Source organism: Pseudomonas sp. BF-B-26 (assembly GCF_019956495.1).
GTDB lineage: Bacteria > Pseudomonadota > Gammaproteobacteria > Pseudomonadales > Pseudomonadaceae > Aquipseudomonas.
The window spans coordinates 1-20257 of the sequence record NZ_JAHBDP010000084.1; the positions used below are offsets into that span (position 1 = coordinate 1).

Sequence of the window (20257 nt, forward strand, 5' to 3'; positions counted from 1 at the left end):
CGTTACTCGCTGCTGTCAACACCTCTTTTACACCGCTTTCGACCGAGAAGATCGAATCGTCAATTAGGCAAAAACAGACTGCCTGATCAACTCCTTCTGGGCTTCGATGACCTGAAGCAACTCGCTGCCGAAAACTGCGTAACCCATTGTTTACCAAGGAGTTTTCCGTTTCGACTGCGCCGGAAGTGGGGCGAATTATAGACTTCCAGAATCTGCCGTCAACCCTTAATTAAGCTTTTCGTGCAGCAGGTGTCTTTTTGGCTATTAATCGTGGGATTCGGCGGATTACAGAGGGTAGTCGCAACACTAATAGCAATGCACCTATAGAAGCGTAAACCGCCCACTCCTTAAGATCAGCGCGCACGATCCACAACATATGCAGCAATCCAAGCCCGAGAACCCCATAGGCAAGACGATGTAATTTCTTCCAGCCAGAACCCAAACGCCGCTGACTATAGCGATTTGAGGTCACCGCCAAGGCCAATAAACACAGAAACCCAAGCGTCCCGACAATAATGTACGGCCGTTTGCGCAACTCGACACCCAACTGCGACCAATCAAAGCCGAGGATGAACGCCGTATACCCACTCAAATGCAAAACCACATAGGCGAAGCACCACAACCCCAGTTGTCGCCGGACAGCAACCCACCCTGCCCAACCAGTAAGCTTCTGCACAGGTGTCATGCTTAACGTAATGAGCAGCAGTACAAGCGCCCCCAACCCCAACCGGTCAACCAGAACCTTGCCCGGATCAGGCCCCAGCACATCCTCCCAGGCCTGATACAACCAAAGCAGCGGCCAGACCGCAGCAGCTATAAAGACGCCAATTCGCCAAAACGGAAATCGCATCAGTAGTTCTTCCGCAAATCGAGCCCTGTATATAGAGAGGCGACTTCATCCGAGTAGCCATTGAACATCTGCGTGTCCCGCACATTGGGCTTGAACAGCCCACTCGGCAAACGCCGCTCACGCGCCTGGGTCCATCGAGGATGATCGACTGTCGGATTCACGTTCGCATAGAAGCCGTACTCATCCGCAGCAATGCTCTGCCAGGTGGTCTTCGGCTGCTCGCTGACCAGACTGATCCGCACGATGGATTTGATGCTCTTGAAGCCATATTTCCACGGCACCACCAAACGCAGAGGCGCGCCGTTCTGATTGGGCAGCTCACGCCCGTACATACCCACGGCAAGAATCGCCAACGGATTCATCGCCTCATCCAGACGCAGCCCTTCCACATATGGCCAATCGATCAAGGCAAAACCGGAACGTTGCCCGGGCATGCTCTTGGGATCTTCCAGGGTTTCAAAGCGAATGAATTTGGCTTTGGAAGTCGGCTCGACTTCCTTGAGCAGGGCCGAGATGGGAAATCCGATCCAGGGAATGACCATCGACCAGGCCTCTACACAGCGAAGACGGTAAATACGCTCCTCGAGCTGATAAGGCTTCATGAAGTCCTCCAGTGCGTACCGCCCTGGTTTTCCCACCTCCCCGTCTATTACCACACTCCAAGGTTCGGTTTTCAGCGCGCCGGCATTGGCAGCGGGATCACCTTTGTCGGTGCCGAACTCATAGAAATTGTTGTAATGGGTCGCGTCCTTGAATGGCGTGATCGCCTCATCCTTGACGCTAACCGCGCCCCATCTAGCAGAAGGTAGTTTTTCGGCAAACCAGGAAGGCGCCTTGCCAGGCTCGACATCCGAATAACGCGCAGCATCGGCAGCACTGACCCAACGCGGCAAGCCGCTAACAGCCAAACCGGCGACGGCAGCACCGAGCACATTGCGACGAGATAGATAGAAGGATTCAGGCGTGACGTCCGACTCATGGCAGTCAGACGCTTTGGGGACTTTGATCAGCATGGCAACTCCGCAGCATTGGAGAACAGATGCACCAATAGACTGCGGAGTATGAGGGAAGCTAAGCGTTTTTGTGCCGACGAAGACGTAACAGATATTGAACCGGGCCAGAGGCTGCATAAGCGAGGAAAACCAGCAGCAGAATGCGCGGCGGATCACTGAACACCACGGCAAACACCAACACCACGGCGAGAATCGCCACGAAAGGTACACGCCCTTTCAAGTCCAGCTCCTTGAAGCTGTTGTACTTGATGTTACTGACCATCAGCATGCCGGCAGCCGCAACCATCAGCGCCACCAGGAAGGACATCTTCGAACCCTGGATGCCGTAATCACTGAACGCCCAGACAATGCCTGCAACCACACCAGCAGCCGCCGGACTGGCCAGACCTATGAAGTAGCGCTTGTCCGCAGTGCCGACCTGGGTATTGAAACGCGCCAGACGCAACGCTGCACCGGCCACATAAATGAAGGCAACCATCCAGCCGACCTTACCCATGTCGCCCAAGGCCCAACCGAATGCCAACAATGCTGGCGCGACACCAAAGGCGACCATGTCGGACAGCGAGTCGTACTCGGCACCGAAGGCACTCTGAGTATTGGTCATACGGGCAACGCGACCATCGAGGCCGTCGAGCACCATCGCGACAAAAATCGCGATTGCTGCAAAAGCAAAATACTTGCTCGCACCAATCGAATCACCGGCACTCAAGGCGCTCTGGGCGCTCATCGAGTTGATGATGGAGTAAAACCCTGCGAACAGGTTCGCAGTGGTGAACAGATTCGGCAGAAGATAGATACCACGATGCCGGACTTTACGGCCTTCAGCGTCGTGCCCTTCCTCGATGTGTTCATCGATGGGCAGCAGGCTTTCGGCGTCAGAAGCCTGGTTTGGCTCTTCGGGACGTTCGCTCATGGACATTACCTTGCAACGGGGTGGAAAGTTTGGACAGGTGTCTGGGACGACGGTTCGGCCGCAAACGATGCAGCTTTATACCAGAACCAGCCGCCCAAACGAAAAAACGCGGCCTAGGCCGCGTTTTTTTCGTACAAGTGTGCGACTTAGTTTTTAGCTTTGTCGACGATCTTGTTGGCACCGATCCACGGCATCATGGAGCGCAGTTGCTCGCCGATGATTTCGATACCGTGAGCGGCGTTGTTACGACGCTTGGCGGTCATCGAAGGATAGCCGGTAGCGCCTTCGCTGATGAACATCTTGGCGTATTCGCCGTCCTGAATACGTTTCAGGGCGTTGCGCATGGCCTGACGGGATTCGGCGTTGATCACTTCCGGACCGGTCACGTACTCGCCGTATTCAGCGTTGTTGGAGATCGAGTAGTTCATGTTGGCGATACCGCCTTCGTACATGAGGTCAACGATCAGCTTCAGTTCGTGCAGGCATTCGAAGTAGGCCATTTCCGGCGCGTAGCCAGCTTCAACCAGGGTTTCGAAACCGGCTTTAACCAGCTCAACGGTACCGCCGCACAGAACGGCTTGTTCGCCGAACAGGTCGGTTTCAGTCTCGTCCTTGAAGGTGGTTTCGATGATGCCGGTACGACCGCCACCAACGCCAGCGGCGTAGGACAGTGCAACGTTTTTGGCGTTGCCGGAAGCATCCTGATAGATAGCGATCAGGTCAGGGATACCGCCGCCTTTGACGAACTCGGAACGCACGGTGTGGCCCGGAGCTTTCGGCGCGATCATGATCACGTCGAGGTCAGCGCGCGGAACAACCTGGTTGTAGTGGATCGCGAAACCGTGGGAGAAGGCCAGGGTGGCGCCTTTCTTGATGTTCGGCTCGATTTCGTTCTTGTACAGAGCGGACTGGAACTCGTCCGGGGTCAGGATCATGACCAGGTCGGCAGCCGCAACAGCGGAAGCAACGTCGGTCACTTTCAGGCCGTGAGCTTCGGCTTTGGCAACAGTTGCCGAACCTTTACGCAGACCAACAGTAACGTCAACGCCGGAGTCTTTCAGGTTGCACGCTTGAGCGTGGCCCTGGGAACCGTAACCGATGATGGCAACTTTCTTGCCCTGGATGATCGACAGGTCGCAGTCTTTTTCGTAATAAACTTTCATGAAATTCCCCTATATATCCAGGCCGTTCAGGCCATTCGCTAATTTGGTTTAGATGCTGAGTACTTTGTCGCCGCGGGCAATACCGGTTACGCCGCTGCGGACGGTCTCCAGAATCGAGGCGGTGCCAATGGACTGAATGAAGCTGTCGAGCTTATCGCTGGTACCGGTCAATTGAACGGTATACACGCTAGCGCTGACGTCAACGATCTGCCCACGATAAATATCGGTAGTGCGTTTGATCTCGGCGCGCTGGGCGCCGGTGGCCTTGACCTTGACCAGCATCAGCTCGCGCTCGATGTGAGCACTCTCCGACAGGTCGACCAGTTTGACCACTTCGATCAACTTGTTCAGGTTCTTGGTGATCTGCTCGATAACTTCATCGTGGCCAACCGTGGTCAGCGTCAGACGCGACAGGGTCGGGTCTTCGGTAGGTGCCACAGTCAGGCTTTCGATGTTGTAGTTGCGCTGCGAGAACAGGCCGACTACACGAGACAGAGCACCCGGTTCGTTTTCCAGAAGCAAGGAAATAATGTGCCGCATGATTATGTACGCTCCGTCTTGCTCAGCCACATATCGCGCATGGAGCCGTCTTTGATCTGCATCGGGTAGACGTGCTCGCTGGTGTCGACCGAAACATCAATGATCACCAGGCGATCTTTCATGGCAAACGCTTCTTCCATCTTCGCCTTCAAATCTTTCGATTCAGTGATGCGCATGCCGACGTGACCATAGGCCTCTGCCAGCTTGACGAAATCAGGCAGCGATTCCATGTAGGAATGCGAGTGACGGCTACCATAGCTCATGTCTTGCCACTGGCGAACCATACCCAAAACGCCGTTGTTCAGGATGACGATTTTGACCGGCAAGCCATATTGCAGACAGGTGGACAGTTCCTGAATGTTCATCTGGATACTGCCCTCGCCCGTCACGCAAACGACATCGTCATCCGGGAAGCTCAGCTTGATGCCCATGGCCGCCGGAAAACCGAAGCCCATGGTGCCCAGACCACCGGAGTTGATCCAGCGGTTCGGCTTGTTGAACGTGTAGTACTGCGCCGCGAACATCTGGTGCTGACCCACGTCGGAGGCGACAAAGGCATCGCCTTTGGTCACTTCACACAGGGTTTCGATCACGGTCTGCGGCTTGATAACGCTGCCGTCGCCCTTGTCGTAAGGGAACAGGCCGCGATCACCGCGCCACTCATCAACTTGCTTCCACCAACTGGCAACGGACTCCTTGTTCGGGGTCTCGCCGATTTCCTTGAGGATCGCGACCATCTCGGTCAGGACACTCTCGACCGGACCGACGATAGGCACGTCTGCCTTGATGGTCTTGGAGATCGAAGCCGGGTCGATGTCGATGTGAATGATCTTGGCATTCGGGCAGAACTTCGCCGGGCCGTTGATCACGCGGTCGTCGAAACGAGCGCCGACTGCAAGGATCACGTCGGCATGGTGCATCGCCAGGTTAGCGGTGTAGCTGCCGTGCATGCCGAGCATGCCGATAAACTGACGGTCGGTGCCAGGGTAGGCACCCAGCCCCATCAGGGTATTGGTCACCGGCAGGTTGAGCATCTTCGCCAGCTCGGTCAGCGGCGCGGAGCCACCACCGAGAATCACGCCGCCGCCTGCATACATCACAGGACGCTTGGCCGCCAGGAGCATTTCTGCCGCCTTGCGGATTTGCCCGGAGTGACCGCGAACGGCCGGGCTGTAGGAACGCAGCTTGGCTTTTTTCGGGAAGATGTATTCGAACTTCTCGGCCGGGTTGGTCATGTCTTTCGGGATATCGACAACGACCGGACCAGGACGACCGGATTGCGCGAGGTAGAACGCTTTCTTCATGACTTCCGGGATTTCCGACGCGTGCTTGATCATGAAGCTGTGCTTCACGATCGGCCGGGAGATACCGATCATGTCGGTTTCCTGGAACGCATCGGTGCCCACCATGGTGCTAGGCACCTGGCCGGAAATGACCACCATCGGAATGGAGTCCATGTAGGCCGTGGCAATACCGGTAATGGCGTTGGTTGCGCCCGGGCCGGAGGTCACCAGTACCACACCGGCTTTACCGGTGGCACGGGCATAGCCGTCAGCCATATGGGTCGCAGCCTGTTCGTGACGAACCAGGATGTGGGTCACTTCCGGTTCTTTGAACAGGGCATCGTAGACATGAAGAAGAGCACCACCCGGGTACCCGTAGATATACTTGACGCCTTCGTCACGCAAAAAGCGGACGAGCATCTCACCGCCAGATAAAAGCTCCACGTTGTTCACCTCTAAAACGCCAGAATACCGCCCACATAAAAGAGGACGGGTCTTAATAGGTTTACTTCTCAGCAGAGCATGAGCGACGGTGGTCGCCGACTACGTCAGCACTGACTGAGCAAGTATTGGGATCGTCCCAAGTGTTGCGGGCCTTTCCCACCCAGCGCGAGGTAACGCGTTGCGGGTGTAACAGGTCGGCGCGGATGTGCGCCTCATGATCTGCTGAGCGGGCCTGCTTCTGGCAGTCCCTCTACAGCGGACTTTGGATTCTTCTGTTTCGTCCTCTCCAAGTCAAGTCGTCTATGTGCTTTATTGAACTAAGCACATGAGAAAGCAAGAAAAAACCGCTAAACAGCAACTGTGTTAGCTTCAATTGCGCAACCCAATACAAGGAAATGGCATGCGAACGTTTTTCCTGACCGTCAGCTTGCTGATTGGCATCAGCCCTCTGGGCATGGCCGCTCAGATCTACAAATGGGTCGACGCCCAGGGCGTTACCCACTTCGACGCCCAACCACCCCAGGGCCAGGAAGCCACCACCGTGGTCACGCCCTCCTCGCCTGCCAGCAACCAGCCCCCGCCGCCACGCAGCGGTGCCATTGGCGATCAACAGGCCATCGACAAAAAAGTGAAAAAGCAGGTCAGCGAGCAGCAAGCCCAGCTCAAGGCATTCTGCGAACAGGCGCGGACGAACCTGGCTCAACTGCAGAACAATCCGCGAATACGGGAGGATGTCGAAGGCGAGATGCGCCGCCTGACTGACCAGCAGCGGCAAGAGCGCATTAGCGAAACACAGAAACAGATTGCGGAAAACTGCCAGTAGACACCTGTAGGAGCCGAGCTTGCTCGCGATGAGGGCATAACATTCAACAGATCTGCTGACTGTTACACCGCTATCGCGAGCAAGCTCGGCTCCTACAAAGGATCGGATTCAGCGAGAGGCCGTGATCAGTAGATCAAACTCTTTGAGCAGCACCTGCAGTTGCCGATCCCTGCCTTGAACATTGCGGGCAGCGAAGACCATTTCGGCCATCTCCTGAATTCCCGAAGCGTTTGGCAAGGGCAGATCCTGCTCGAGGATCACCTTCATCCGCGGAAGGAAGATCCATTGCAGCCACTGCTCGAAATCCAGCGTATCGACCGAGAATGGTTCGACACTGGAAAGCGCTTCGGCGGAGGGCGAGACCTCGTCCCACCAACCCTGAACCCGCAGCTCGCGCTCGATCAGCAGCAACTGTTCGGCAATCTTCGGAAAGCGCGCATCCATCACAGCGAAACCTTGGCCTTCTGACGGGCCAATGCTGCGCCAGCAGAATCACCCTGTTTCTCACGCGCCTGAGCGATCAATTCCCACAAGCTGGCTTGAAGTGCCGGACGACCATTGGCGAAGGTCAGGCCACGACGAGCAAACTGCTCGGCTTGTGGTGCATCGCCTTGAGCCATACGTACCTGGGCCAGACGATAAAGCACTTGCGGCTCACGCGGAGCAACACGCTGGGCGCGTTCGAGGCTGGAGGAAGCACCGTTGAGATCACCACTCGCCTGTTGCTGCTGAGCGGTAGTCAGCAAGGCCAGAACCGGACCGTCCAATTGCTCGTCGGCAGACAAGCCACCGGAGCTCGCCGAAGGAATCCCGCTCGGCGTCGACGGCATGCTGTAGCTGCCCTGATTGACCGGTGCCGACTGGACCGGCGAGGTATCGATCGGCCCCGGGGTAATCGGGCCTGGCGTGATCGGCGCAGTGCTGATCGGTGCCGACGTCACTGCGCCACCACCCGGCACCATCACGACGACGCCGGTATCACCTTGTGGAATCGCCTGAGTCTGGGCTTGCGCAGGACGTTTAGTCGTCGTCTGACGGAAACCGCCATTCGCCGAAATCCGTTCACTGTTCGAAACGGCGCTACCGGAATCCACAACCGGAATCGACCCGCGTTGTACGGAGGAGCAACCGCTGAGCAAAGCCACGGCGGTAACCGCTGGAATCAACCACTTGTTCACTTGAAACCCTCTTTGCTTAATTCATCCAGCCCTTGACCCAATCCATCACCGTTTCGCCGGAAACAGGGCTTTCGCCACCGCAAGCAGCACCGGGAGGCGGTTCGCTGCCGCGAATATACGGCATCTGCACCGCACCTGGGCAGTTGGCATCAGAGCCTTGTCCGGTACGCGAATCGACCCAGGCCTGAACAATGTTGTCTGGCTGCGGCATGTCCAGCGGTAACGGATCGGCCTTGCGCATGAAACTGGTCCAGACCTGCAACGCACCGGTCGCGCCGGTGAACGGCGTCTTGCCGTTGTCATCGCGCCCCAGCCAGACCACTGCCAGCAGGTCCTGACTGAAACCGGCGAACCAGCTGTCCCGCGAATCGTTACTGGTACCGGTCTTGCCGGCCAGGGTCAGGGTTTTCGGCAACACGTTGTAAACCGAACTACCGGTACCTTCACGCATGACCCGCTGCATGGCGCTCTGGATCAGGTAAATGGAGGCCGGATCGAAACGCTGCTGAATCTGGAACGGATAACGCTTGAGCGGTTCGCCTTCCGCGGTCAATACGCTACGGATCCCGCGCATCGGCGTATTGAAACCACCGTTGGCCAGGGTCTGGTACATCGTCGCCACTTCGATCGGGGTCAGACCGCCAGCCCCCAGTAGCATCGACGGGAACGCCGGGAATTCGCGACTCACACCAAGACGCGCCAGGGTCTTCAGGACATTCGGCACGCCCACCGCCAACCCGAGACGCGCGGTCGACAGGTTGTAGGAGTGCGCCAGGCCCTGATACAGAAATACGGTGCCATGGGAACGGCGATCGTAGTTCTGGGGTTTCCAGACTTGACCGTCCGCGCCTTTGACCGAGAAGGAATCGTCCGACAGCCAACTGGTCAATGTGTACTGGCTCGGCTTCTCAAGGGCTGTCAGATAAACCGCCGGCTTGATCAAAGAGCCGATCGGTCGCACAGCATCCAGCGCACGGTTGAAGCCGGCAAAACTCGCCTGACGACTGCCGATCATGGCCTGGACTTCACCGGTTTCCGGGTTGGTCACGACCATGGCCGCTTCAACCTCATCGGAACCCTTGCGCCCGGCGAGTCTCTTGAAGGTGTCGTTGACCGACGCCTCGGCTTTCATCTGCAGGATCGGGTCGAAACTGGTGAAGATCCGCAGACCTTCTTCGGTCAAGTCTTCGTCGCGATAGTCTTCGCGCAGCTGACGCTTGACCAGATCGAGGAAGCCGGGGAACGAGCTGTCCGCCAGCTTGCCGCGAGTCGTCACACCCAGTGGCATTTGCTTCGCGGCAGCGACCTGCTCGGCGGTGGCAACACCTTGCTGCTCAAGTACATCGAGTACCAGATTACGCCGCTCAAGCGCCCGTTCAGGGTTGCGACGCGGGTTGTAATAGGACGGCCCCTTGACCATGCCCACCAGCATGGCGACTTGATGCAGTTTCAGTTCGGACAACGGTTGCCCGAAGAAAAACTGGCTTGCCAAGCCAAAGCCATGCACTGCGCGCTGGCCATCCTGACCGACGAACACTTCGTTGAGGTAAGCCTCAAGAATTTCTCGCTTGTCGTAATGCAGCTCAAGCAACATCGCCATCATGGCTTCGGTGAGTTTACGGGTCAGGCTGCGTTCGCTGGTCAGGTAGAAATTCTTGACCAACTGTTGCGTCAGCGTACTGCCGCCCTGGGTCATCTTGCCGCCAGAGGTGTTGACGTAGACGGCGCGGGCAATCGACTTGGGCGACACGCCCCAATGGCTATAGAAATCCCGGTCTTCCACAGCGACCAGGGTTTCCAACAGATAGGGCGGGACCTGATCGATTTTGATCAGAATGCGATCTTCGAGGTTTTTCGGGTAAATCCCGCCGATCAGCAGCGGCTCAAGGCGCACCACAGAAAGCTTCGAACCGTTGGTCGCCGAAAGTTCGGCCACGTAGTCGCCGGAGAACCGCACGCGCACAGGCTGGGGTTTCTCCAGGCCTTCGTAGAACTGGAAGCCACGGGTATTCAAGTCGACAGTGTTGCCACTGACCGCCGCCGCACCGGGGCCATTGCTCACGGCCTCGCGTCGGTAGCCCAAGGCGTCGAGCTCGGTGAGGAAGTCTTCCTTGCTCAACTTTTGGCCGGTAAACAGCTCCAGCGGGCGCGCGTACACCTTGGCCGGGATGGTCCAGCGCTTGCCGGAGAACTTCTCCTGGACGATCGCGTCGAGGTAAACCGCGAACCCGGCCAGCACCACAAGGCCGACCAGACTGAGTTTAAGGGCCCAGCCCAGCCAGGGGCGCAGGCCCTTGGAAGGTGGTTTTTTGGGGGTGCGGGGGGATCGAGTACGAGTCATGGCGGCGGATTATACGCACTTTATTCAGACTCAACAGGAGCCCTCTGAGGTTTGCGTCAGACGGACTTGCGGCCATAATGACGGCCGTGAATTTCCCCCAGACTCTGAAGGATCGCTTGTGAGCCAATCCCTGATCGCTGCCCTGCAAAACCCAGCCCTCTACCCGCATCCCGTAGACGGGTTCCAGGTCATCGAAACCCATATTTCCTGGGTAATCCTCACCGGTCCCTTTGCTTATAAAGTGAAGAAGCCAGTGAATTTCGGCTTCCTGGATTTCACCAACCTCGACGCTCGCAAGCATTTTTGCGGGGAGGAGCTGCGTCTTAACCAGCGCCTGACCAACGATTTGTACCTCGAAGTATTGCCAATCACCGGCAGCGCCGAAGCCCCACAACTGGGCGGCGCAGGTCCGGTCGTCGATTACGCACTGAAAATGCGTCAATTCCCACAGAGCGGGTTACTCAGCACCCTACAAGCCAATGGTGAATTGACCACCACGCACATCGACGAGATGGCCGCGCAGATCGCCCAATTCCACCTCAACGCGCCGAAAGTGCCTGCCGAACACGAAGCCGGCACGCCGGAAAGCGTGATGGCACCGGTACGCCAGAACTTCGAACAGATCCGCCCGTTCCTCAGCGACAAGGCCGATCTGCTGCAACTGGATGCGCTGCAAGCCTGGGCCGAAAGCAGCTTCGAACGCCTCAAGCCACTGTTCGCCCAGCGCAAGGCCGAAGGTCTCATCCGCGAATGCCACGGTGACATCCACTTGGGCAACGCCACCGTGATCGACGGCAAGGTCGTGATCTTCGACTGCATCGAGTTCAACGAACCGTTCCGCTTCACCGACGTTTATGCCGACACCGGCTTCCTGGCGATGGACCTGGAAGACCGTGGCCTGAAGAGCCTGGCGCGCCGCTTCATCAGCCAGTACCTGGAATTGACCGGCGATTACCAGGGCCTGGAGTTGCTGAACTTCTATAAAGCCTACCGCGCACTGGTTCGCGCCAAGGTCAGCCTGTTCAGCATGCCGGCCGAGGCCGACCCGGTGCAGCGAGCCACCACCCTGCGTCAGTACCGCAATTACGCCAACCTGGCGGAAAGCTACAGCACCATTCCTTCGCGCTTCATGGCCATTACCCACGGTGTTTCTGCCGTCGGCAAGAGCCACGTAGCCATGCGTCTGGTGGAAGCATTGGGCGCCATTCGCCTGCGTTCCGATGTAGAGCGCAAACGTCTGTTCGGCGAGCAAACCGTGCCAAACGACCCTCAGGCCGGCATCTATAGCGCCGACGCCAGTGCCGCCACTTACACCCGCCTGCATGAAGTTGCCGCTGTGATCCTGCGCGCGGGCTTCCCCGTGGTGATCGATGCGACGTATCTCAAGCGCGACCAGCGTGACGGCGCAGCGAAAATCGCCGAAGCCACCGGCGCGCCATTCCTGATCCTCGATTGCAATGCGCCGCAAGCGGTGATCGAGACCTGGCTGGCCCTGCGTCAGGCAGACAAAAAGGACCCGTCCGACGCCAACCTGGCGGTTATCGAAGCCCAGCAAGCCACTCGCGAGGCTCTGACGCCGGCAGAGATTCTGTGCAGCAAACGCGTTCAGACCAATGAAAGCGGAACCCTCGACACCGTCATTGCGCAGATTCGCCAGCGCCTGCCAGGGCTGTAAGTAACTATTTCAGCCGTGAAGCCTTCACCGGCTTCACGGCTGCCAAATAGTGGCACTATACTGGCGTCATAAAACCAACAGGTGATCTGACATGAGCCAGCCGAAACTTCTCGATACCCCGCTTTATGCTTTGCTGCACAAAGACGACATCACTGGCTTCAACAACGAGCGACCAAAAGACGGACCTATCGACATGGTCGGTGGCGATTTCCGGGGGCTGGACCTGCGTGAACTGAACGCCGACGGCATCGACTTTACCGATGCCTATTTCCGCTCCGCCGACTTGCGCGGCATCGACTTTCGCAACGCCTCCCTGGAAGGCGCGAGCCTTGCTCACGCACAGATCTCCGGCGCCTACTTCCCGCCAGAGCTGAGTGCTGACGAGATCCTGATGTCGATGAATTTCGGTACACGCCTGCGTTATCGCACCCGCTAGTACCCGCATCGCCTCCCCAATTTGACACGATCCCTGTGCGAGCTTGCTCCCACAGAGATTGCGTTGCCTGCTTCTACTGCACTCGCAGACATTTCCTCTCTCTCCAGACATCTGCTTCTTAGAAGCTTTTGCGTCGAAACCGACCAAACAATCACGCTTTTCCTACTGATGGCTACACTCCTGAGAAGCTCGCCCACGCACCGTTCGGCCGTCGCAAGGAGGCTTGATGAATGATGAACTGCAGCACCTGAAGAATCTTGGCAAGACGTCGGCGCAGTGGCTGCATGCCGTGGGCATCCACAGCGCCTCGGACTTGCGTCGCCTGGGGGCGGTGGATGCTTATCGGGCCGTGCGCACGCGCGGGTTTCGGGCGTCCAAGGTGTTGTTATATGCCATCGAAGGTGCCCTGATGGATGTGCACTGGAATGACATTCCCGCCGAGCGCAAGGACGCCTTGAACAAACAGCTGGAAGCTATCTCGTCACGTCACAAAAACTGAACGGACGCAGCAGCCATGTACCTACTAGGGGAACAACCGGCTTACGCCGACGCGCTGATCAACCGACTGCAACATATTCCCGTCCGGCTGCTGGAAGGTTTGATGCCCTGCGGACCGCGCCTGGAATTTTCAGCCGTCGATGATCTGGCCGTCCTGTTACCCGGCAATCAACTTTTTGTGCTGGACAATGGCCTGCTGCATGGATGCATCGACGATCGGGCATTGTTCTATCTGCACGAGGGCGATCTGATCGGCTTGCGTCAGGGCACGGAACTGCCGCGTTGCCGCTTTCGCAGCGATAACCCTTTGGCACTGACGCCATATCTGCGATCCGAGGTTTTTCAGCATATCTACGCCGACCCGGAGCGTTCGGAGTTGTTTCTTCAATACATGGCCGGACAGTCCGCGCTGCTGTCCGATGCCGTGGCCCGCTTGAAACTACCCGAGTTTCGAAGCACCAATGGCTTTCAGCGCGTGGCCAGTGGCGAAGTATTGATCCGTCAGGGCGATGAACCGGATCAGGTGTTTGTCATCATTGATGGCCACGCTGAAGCCTTTGTCGACGGCCACAAAGTCGGCGATATACCCAAGGACGAGATTTTTGGCGCCATGGCGGTATTCACTGGCGAGAAGCGTAACGCCAGTGTGATCACCAGCGAGCCCAGCACTGTCATGCTGATCCCCAAAGACCAGTTTCTCAGCCTGACCCAAAGCAATCCGAAGATCGCTCATAGCCTGATTGCGAGCATGGCCCGACATATCGACCTGCTGAACAAGCAGATCATTCTGATGAGTTCGCGCAAGCGAACAGGCTAAAACCAATGATTACGGGCGTTTCAAGCGAACGGGCAGCGCATTTCAAAGAACTGAAAAATCAGCGGTTGACTTGGTAATGAGAATCGCTATGATTAGCGCATCCGGTCGCGAGACTGGTCGATATTTGAAAAGCCCTTGGTTCGGACTCTCAGATATCTCCTCATCAGGCTAATCACGGTTATTTGACCCGGCTCTTGCCGGGTCTTTTTTTGCCTGGAGAAAAGTCGTTCGATCACTTGCCAAATTGCTTACGCATTTGCGCGCAGTAATCCTGGGGCGGCGTGGCAGGCGTGTACCAGACGTAATCCGCCATGGCCGGTGTGACCTCGCTGCCCTGCTCCGCCAGCATCAACACCGCAGGCGCCTGGGGTTCACCCAGATCAAGCACATGAATCGGCACGCCGACATCCTTGCGCGCATGGTAAGCGCCGGCAAACAGCAGTGAAGGCGTGGGTGCCGCCAGCAGGCGTTCGGCCATCCGTCGGTCACGTTGCTGCTGGACCGCCAGCATCGCCGGCATCTGCGATGTCGGCAGCAGGCCACAGTGGGAGTCGCTGACTTGCTTCAATAACTCGTCCTTGACTGAAGCAGCGTTGGAGCGCGAACCGCTCAATGTCGGAGGGTTGGCGTAAACGGCACGGACTTCAGGCGTGTCCAGGTTGGCTGCCAGCAGCGGATATGGTTGGGTCAGGGCGAAACGTACGATAGGCCCGTACAGATTCCAGTCCCAGCCAGACTGCCAGGTCAATGCACCGGGCAAATCCGCTGGCGGTGTCGAGGCGTGACGAACGTCATCGACACGCGGCTGTTGATCAGGTGTGAGCATTTCCAGCAGCAGACTGCCTTGAGGTCGCCGCTGACCCAGCGACTGCAATAACCACAGCTGTAGCTCATGGTGATCGCGATTGTCATGTTGCTCGCCCACGATCAGCCGTGAAGACTTCTCCAACCGTTCAATCAGCTCCTCTGCCGTAAGGGCCTGATCGCTGCGCAAGTCCCGGATCTCGCCGACAACCGGTGGTGGAGTCGAAACATGCTGACAGGCACTCAGCAACAGCAAGGCCAGCATCAAAATCCCACGCATGTTTTCACTCCATAAAAAACTCAGCGGGCGATGATCAGCGGATGCCCACGCTCCGGGTGCTGCTGCACCAGCACTTCCAGCCCGAACACGGCCTTGAGTGGCTCAGGGCGCAACACCTGCTCCGGAGTATCGAGCGCCACAGGGCGCCCGCCTTCGAGCAGTAACAGGCGATCACAATAGCGCGCTGCCAGGTTCAGATCATGCAGGATCACCAGCACCGCCGCGCCTCTATTGGCGAACTCGCGTACAGCTTGCAACGTGGTGTGCTGATGAAGCGGGTCGAGCATCGACGTTGGCTCATCGAGCAACAACGTTTGCCCTGCTTCGCCCGGCCAGAGCTGCGCCAGAACCCGCGCCAGATGCACCCGCTGACGTTCACCACCGGACAAAGCCAGATAGCTGCGGCCACTCAAATGTTCGGCATCGGCTGCGTGTAATGCAGCGGCGACGATCTCGTCATCGCGGACCCGACCGCTTTGATGGGGCAAGCGGCCCATGCCGACCACCTCTTCGACACGAAAAGCGAAGTCCAGGGTCGACACCTGCGGCAATACCGCCAAGCGCTGCGCTCGCGACGTCCCCGTCCAGTCGCTCAGCTCGCGCTCGTCGAGCCAGACGCTGCCCTGATGAGCCCGCAACTCGCCGCACAAGGCGCCGAGCAAGGTGCTTTTGCCGGCGCCATTCGGCCCCAGCACGCCGAGAACTTCGCCCGGTTTGAGCTCAAGCGTGATGTCCGTCAGGACAATCTTTCGGCCCCGACGGATTTGCAGATTTTGCGTTCGCAACATCAGGCACGCCCTCTGAGCAATAAATACAGAAAGAACGGCGCACCGATGAAAGCCGTGACAATCCCGATCGGCAATTCGGCCGGCGCCAGGGCCAGTCGCGCCACCAGATCGGCAAACAACAGAAGGCTGGCACCGGCCAATACTGACGCTGGCAACAGCACACGATGATCCGGACCGGCCAGCAGTCGCACCAGATGCGGCACCACCAGCCCCACAAACCCGATCATCCCCGCCGCGGCCACCGCCGCACCGACACCCAACGCCGTGCAAAACACCAATTCGCGCTTGAGCCCTTCGACGTCGATGCCCAGGTGACCCGCCTCCGACTCACCCAGCAACAACGCATTCAAGGCTTTGGCCCGGCGCGGCAGCCACAGCGCCACGCCGGCACTGATCAGCAGTAACGGCCAGAGCCGCGAATAGCTGGCGCCATTGAGGCTGCCCAGGTTCCAGAACGTCAGGGTGCGCAGCGTCGCGTCATCCGCCAGATAGGTGAACAGTCCCACGGCGGAACCGGCCAGCGCAGTCAACGCAATACCGGCCAGCAGCATGGTCGCGACATGGGTCTGCCCGTTGCGTCGGCCCAGTCGATACACCAACGCGGTCACGCCAAGCCCGCCGAGAAACGCGCACAGCGATAACAGATACGGCCCGAAGGATTCAGGCAGACCGCCGAACACAGAACCACCGACGATCGCAATGGCCGCGCCCAATGCCGCACCGCTGGAGACGCCGACCAGCCCCGGATCGGCCAGGGGATTACGAAACAACCCCTGCATCGCCACGCCGGACAAGGCCAACACCCCTCCCACGGCCATCCCCAACAAGGTTCGCGGCAAGCGAATCTGCCCCAGGATCAGTTCAGCCTGTTCCAGCCCGTCGGGCGCAATCGGTACACCCACCAGCCGCAGGGCTGCACGCAAGGTGTCGAACAACGGCAAGCTCACCGGTCCAAGCGCCAATGACAACCAGATGGCCAACACACACAGCAGGATCAGACCAATGAACAAAGCACGGGGTTTAACCAGGATGGTCATTGGCCGGCCGAATCGGGGTAAAAGGCGTCAGACAGTTTTTTCATCGCATCGGGTAGCCGCGGCCCCAAGCCCCCGACCAACAAGGTCGGATCAAGCTCCATGACTCGCCCGTCCTTGGCGGCGCGGGTCGAGGACAGGATCGGGTTCTCCTTGAACAACGCCGCACGGGCTGCATCGCCGGTCAGTGCGCGATCGGCAAACACCAGCACCTCAGGATCCAGGCTGACCAGGGATTCAATAGAAAAGGGTTTGTAGCCGGTATGCGTGGCCAGATTGTGTCCGCCGGCCTGTTGCAGCAACCAATCGGCGGCGGTGTCCTTGCCGGCGATGAGCGGTTTGCCGCCCGCGTGACCAAGCAACAACAGCACGCCCGGCGATTTTCCTTTCAACTGCGCCCGATTGACCCGGATCTTTTGCTGATCGAGTTGCTGTTGATAAGCCTGGAACACCTGTGAGGCCTGATCGTCAGCGCCAAGCAATTTGCCCAGACGCTGCAAATTGCCCTGCAACGTCGGCAGGTCCGGCTGGGCCGAGAACAGTTCGACCTGCACACCCGCACTACGAACCTGCGAAAGCACCGGTGGCGGCCCCGTTTCCTCGGTACCGACCAGTATCTGCGGGCGTAAGCTCAAGATGCCCTCCGCCGACAGCTGCCGCTGATACCCGATGCTCGGCAAGGCCTTGAGCGATTCCGGGTGCTGACTGGTGGTGTCGACACCGACCAGTTTCGATTCACCGCCCAGCGCGCTGATCCATTCCGATAAAGCGCCCCCGGCACTGACCCAACGTTGTGGCGACTCGGCCGCTGCGGCGTGGTGGCTGACGAGGAATCCGACACAGAGCGCAGCAACGCGGGTACTCAGGCGCATAAACAGCTTCCTTCAAGGGTTTTCCCGGGCATTGAAATGACAGGCCACGTATCCTTGGCGCCTGGCATCTGTACCCGAAGGGCAAGGCGGCCATTTGATAATTGCTTGCATTTGAACGTCAAGCTCGGACATATCCAGTCACGAGCCGCCGGACTTGAGGATAGACATGAAGTTTCTTTGTGCAGGCGTTGAGCTGGCCGATGCCAGCAGTCGCGGCTTCGACATCGACGGCCAGAAGCTCTTTGCCGTGCGCCGTGGCGGCCAGGTTTACGTCTACATCAATCGCTGCCCGCACCGTGGCGTCGGACTGGAATGGAAACCCGACCAGTTTCTCGACCCCAGCAACAGCCTGATTCAGTGCGCGACCCACGGCGCACTGTTTCTGATCGAAGACGGCGAATGCGTCGCCGGCCCTTGCGCCGGCCAGTCTCTGACCACCGTCGCCTGCCGCGAAGACGAGCAAGGGATCTGGGTCAGTCTTTAGCCGTTGAGCAACACTTCCAGACGCCGATCGACCACCATTTCTTCGTGGGTCAACCGCACGCCATAGGCCAGCACCTCGACTCCGCACGCCACCGCTTCACGCAAAGCGTCGGCGTAGGCCGAATCGATTTCTTTTGCAGGACGCACAGCGTCGATGCCGGTGAGATTGACGCAATACAACTGCACCGCACGAATTCCGTCCCGGGCCAAATGCGCCAATTCGCGCAAATGCTTGGCCCCGCGCTGGGTCACTGCATCGGGAAATGCCGCTACCAGCGAACCGTCGAAGCCCAGGGTGACACTTTTGACTTCGACATACGCCGGCCCGCTCGGGTAATCGAGGCGGAAATCGATGCGACTGCTCTCCTGACCGTAGGCCACTTCGCGCTTCAGCTCGGTAAAGCCGTTGAGTTCAGTGATGACACCCGCTCGCAACGCTTCTTCGATCAAGCCGTTGGCTCGCCCGGTGTTCACGCAAAACAAGCGCCCCTGCGGGGTTTCGCCGACTTCCCAGGTACCGGGCAACTTGCGCTTGGGGTCGTTGGAACGGCTGAACCAGACCTGCCCGCCCTCAACCTGGCAATTGAGCATCGAGCCGGTGTTCGGGCAATGAATAGTCATCAACTCGCCGCTAACGGTTTCGATATCGGCGAGAAAACGCTTGTAACGACGAATCAAACGACCTTCTTCGAGGGGAGGATGAAAACGCATCAGCCTTGCCAGCTCTTCAAGCCGCGCGCAATCCGCTCGACCGCTTCCTGTAGGCGCGGAAGACTTTGGGTGTAGGCAAACCGCACATGATGGCCGGCCTGATAACGACCGAAGTCCAGACCCGGAGTAATCGCAACGTGTTCGGTTTCGAGGAAATGTCGGCAGAACGCGAAGGCATCGCCGCCGAACTTGCTGATATCGGCATACAAATAGAACGCGCCTTCAGGCTCGACAGCGATACCGAAGCCCAGCTCTCGCAGGGCTGGCAAGAGGAAATCCCGACGACGGCCGAATTCGGCGCGGCGTTCTTCCAGAATGCTGATCGTGGCCGGTTCGAAGCAGGCCAGAGCGGCGTGCTGAGCCATGCTCGGGGCGCTGATGTAGAGGTTCTGGGCGAGCTTTTCCAGTTCACCGACCGCCGCTTCAGGCGCCACCAGCCAACCCAGTCGCCACCCCGTCATGCCGAAATACTTGGAAAAACTATTCAGTACAAAGGCACTGTCATCGACTTCCAGCACGCTGGCCGCATCAGTGCCATAGGTCAGGCCGTGATAGATCTCGTCCACCACCAGATGACCGTGACGCTCCTTGATCGCGGCAGACAGGCCCGCCAGTTCATCGCGGGTCAGGATCGTCCCGGTCGGATTGGCTGGCGAAGCCACCAGGGCGCCGACGCTGTCGTGGTCCCAGTGGCGGGCAATCAGTTCCGGCGTCAGCTGATAGCGCACGTCCGGGCCTACAGGAACAAGCTGCGCGGCGCCTTCCACCAGCCGCAAAAAGTGCCGGTTGCACGGGTATCCCGGGTCCGCCAGCAGCCAGTGCTTGCCCGGATCCACCAACAAGGCGCTGGCCAGCAGCAGCGCACCGGAACCGCCAGGCGTGATGAGAATTCGCTGCGGGTCGATGTTCAAACCGTAACGTTGCTGATAAAAGCCGGAAATGGCCTCACGCAACTCGGGAATGCCACGCGCGGCGGTGTAACGGGTCTTCCCCGCCGTCAATGCGGCCTGGCCAGCCTGAATGATCGGCTCGGCGGTGGTGAAGTCGGGTTCGCCGATTTCCAGGTGGATCACGTCGTGACCAGCGGCTTGCAGTTCATTGGCCCGCGCCAGCAGCGCCATGACATGGAAAGGTTCGATCGCGCGACTGCGGGCACTGTAGGACTGAGCCATTAGCCTTCCTTCAACGGGGAAAAGAACTGATTCTACCCAAGCGCAGGAACGAGCGAGAACCTAAAGCGGTCAGACCGTTATAACGCTGTTCTCAAACGACTCAAGCGTGTGTCTCAGGTTTGACTAAAATCAATAATTG

At 58.5% G+C, this 20257-nt stretch carries 21 protein-coding genes; 6 read left to right on the top strand and 15 right to left on the bottom strand.

The annotated features are described in order from the left end of the window. Window positions 1-229 precede the first annotated feature (229 nt). The 6 genes from msrQ to KGB03_RS18615 form a co-directional block, all read right to left on the bottom strand. On the bottom strand, window positions 230-850 hold the full coding sequence (gene msrQ / locus KGB03_RS18590) for a protein-methionine-sulfoxide reductase heme-binding subunit MsrQ (RefSeq protein WP_218537472.1): 621 nt from the start codon (window positions 848-850) through the stop codon (window positions 230-232). Next, window positions 850-1863, bottom strand: coding sequence for a protein-methionine-sulfoxide reductase catalytic subunit MsrP (msrP, locus tag KGB03_RS18595; RefSeq protein WP_223528143.1), 1014 nt, complete (start codon window positions 1861-1863; stop codon window positions 850-852). Before msrP ends, msrQ begins: the two co-directional genes overlap by 1 nt. Before the next feature lie 58 nt (window positions 1864-1921). Next, window positions 1922-2776 carry a CDP-diacylglycerol--serine O-phosphatidyltransferase gene (gene pssA, locus KGB03_RS18600; protein WP_008156794.1) on the bottom strand — a complete coding sequence of 285 codons (855 nt, stop codon included), beginning with the start codon at window positions 2774-2776 and terminating at the stop codon, window positions 1922-1924. Window positions 2777-2922: 146 nt separating this feature from the next. Then, on the bottom strand, window positions 2923-3939 hold the full coding sequence (gene ilvC, locus KGB03_RS18605) for a ketol-acid reductoisomerase (protein ID WP_007948647.1): 1017 nt from the start codon (window positions 3937-3939) through the stop codon (window positions 2923-2925). A gap of 48 nt (window positions 3940-3987) precedes the next feature. Then, window positions 3988-4479, bottom strand: coding sequence for an acetolactate synthase small subunit (gene ilvN / locus KGB03_RS18610; RefSeq protein ID WP_003176102.1), 492 nt, complete (start codon window positions 4477-4479; stop codon window positions 3988-3990). A gap of 2 nt (window positions 4480-4481) precedes the next feature. Continuing rightward, a complete protein-coding gene (locus KGB03_RS18615; RefSeq protein WP_008156791.1) occupies window positions 4482-6206 on the bottom strand; it encodes an acetolactate synthase 3 large subunit in 1725 nt (574 codons plus the stop codon). A gap of 400 nt (window positions 6207-6606) precedes the next feature. Here KGB03_RS18615 and KGB03_RS18620 point away from each other — a divergent pair, with 400 nt between their 5' ends. Then, on the top strand, window positions 6607-7029 hold the full coding sequence (locus KGB03_RS18620) for a DUF4124 domain-containing protein (protein ID WP_223528146.1): 423 nt from the start codon (window positions 6607-6609) through the stop codon (window positions 7027-7029). 108 nt (window positions 7030-7137) lie between these two features. On the opposite strand, the gene KGB03_RS18625 is transcribed toward KGB03_RS18620, so the two are convergent. From KGB03_RS18625 to mrcB, 3 genes are read right to left on the bottom strand one after another with little or no spacing between them, the layout of a single operon-like run. Beyond that, entirely contained in the window at window positions 7138-7473 is a 336-nt protein-coding gene (locus KGB03_RS18625; RefSeq protein WP_008156787.1) for a YqcC family protein, read from the bottom strand. Then, window positions 7473-8207 carry a tetratricopeptide repeat protein gene (locus KGB03_RS18630; protein ID WP_223528149.1) on the bottom strand — a complete coding sequence of 245 codons (735 nt, stop codon included), beginning with the start codon at window positions 8205-8207 and terminating at the stop codon, window positions 7473-7475. Before KGB03_RS18630 ends, KGB03_RS18625 begins: the two co-directional genes overlap by 1 nt. A 16-nt stretch (window positions 8208-8223) precedes the next feature. Further along, window positions 8224-10548, bottom strand: a complete 2325-nt coding sequence (mrcB, locus tag KGB03_RS18635; RefSeq protein WP_111451045.1) for a penicillin-binding protein 1B — start codon at window positions 10546-10548, stop codon at window positions 8224-8226. Between the two features lie 118 nt (window positions 10549-10666). Between mrcB and KGB03_RS18640 the strand changes: the two genes are divergently transcribed. From KGB03_RS18640 to KGB03_RS18655, 4 genes are all read left to right on the top strand, one after another. Continuing rightward, complete coding sequence (locus KGB03_RS18640; RefSeq protein WP_223528152.1) at window positions 10667-12223, top strand: AAA family ATPase; 1557 nt, start codon at window positions 10667-10669, stop codon at window positions 12221-12223. Window positions 12224-12314: 91 nt separating this feature from the next. Continuing rightward, window positions 12315-12659: a pentapeptide repeat-containing protein gene (locus tag KGB03_RS18645; RefSeq protein WP_111451047.1), complete on the top strand. Its 345-nt coding sequence runs from the start codon at window positions 12315-12317 to the stop codon at window positions 12657-12659. Window positions 12660-12885: 226 nt separating this feature from the next. Then, on the top strand, window positions 12886-13158 hold the full coding sequence (locus KGB03_RS18650; RefSeq protein ID WP_003228231.1) for a TfoX/Sxy family protein: 273 nt from the start codon (window positions 12886-12888) through the stop codon (window positions 13156-13158). Window positions 13159-13173: 15 nt separating this feature from the next. Continuing rightward, a complete protein-coding gene (locus tag KGB03_RS18655; RefSeq protein WP_218537475.1) occupies window positions 13174-13974 on the top strand; it encodes a Crp/Fnr family transcriptional regulator in 801 nt (266 codons plus the stop codon). 232 nt (window positions 13975-14206) lie between these two features. Here KGB03_RS18655 and KGB03_RS18660 read toward each other — a convergent pair whose 3' ends face one another. From KGB03_RS18660 to KGB03_RS18675, 4 genes are read right to left on the bottom strand one after another with little or no spacing between them, the layout of a single operon-like run. Continuing rightward, on the bottom strand, window positions 14207-15058 hold the full coding sequence (locus tag KGB03_RS18660; RefSeq protein ID WP_223528155.1) for a ChaN family lipoprotein: 852 nt from the start codon (window positions 15056-15058) through the stop codon (window positions 14207-14209). Between the two features lie 20 nt (window positions 15059-15078). Next, window positions 15079-15846 (bottom strand): heme ABC transporter ATP-binding protein, encoded by a 768-nt coding sequence (locus KGB03_RS18665; protein ID WP_218537477.1) that lies wholly within the window; start codon window positions 15844-15846, stop codon window positions 15079-15081. After that, on the bottom strand, window positions 15846-16829 hold the full coding sequence (locus KGB03_RS18670; protein ID WP_218537609.1) for a FecCD family ABC transporter permease: 984 nt from the start codon (window positions 16827-16829) through the stop codon (window positions 15846-15848). The genes KGB03_RS18665 and KGB03_RS18670 overlap by 1 nt, the downstream gene beginning before the upstream one ends. Before the next feature lie 50 nt (window positions 16830-16879). Further along, window positions 16880-17752, bottom strand: a complete 873-nt coding sequence (locus KGB03_RS18675; protein ID WP_223528159.1) for a hemin ABC transporter substrate-binding protein — start codon at window positions 17750-17752, stop codon at window positions 16880-16882. Between the two features lie 166 nt (window positions 17753-17918). On the opposite strand from KGB03_RS18675, the gene KGB03_RS18680 reads away from it, so the two are divergent. After that, window positions 17919-18236 carry a Rieske (2Fe-2S) protein gene (locus tag KGB03_RS18680; protein WP_008153288.1) on the top strand — a complete coding sequence of 106 codons (318 nt, stop codon included), beginning with the start codon at window positions 17919-17921 and terminating at the stop codon, window positions 18234-18236. Here the strand turns inward: KGB03_RS18680 and sfsA are convergent. Continuing rightward, complete coding sequence (gene sfsA / locus KGB03_RS18685) at window positions 18233-18946, bottom strand: DNA/RNA nuclease SfsA (protein WP_218537479.1); 714 nt, start codon at window positions 18944-18946, stop codon at window positions 18233-18235. The genes KGB03_RS18680 and sfsA overlap by 4 nt on opposite strands. Continuing rightward, window positions 18946-20118, bottom strand: coding sequence for a pyridoxal phosphate-dependent aminotransferase (locus tag KGB03_RS18690; protein ID WP_192410892.1), 1173 nt, complete (start codon window positions 20116-20118; stop codon window positions 18946-18948). The genes sfsA and KGB03_RS18690 overlap by 1 nt, the downstream gene beginning before the upstream one ends. Between the last annotated feature and the right edge of the window lie 139 nt (window positions 20119-20257).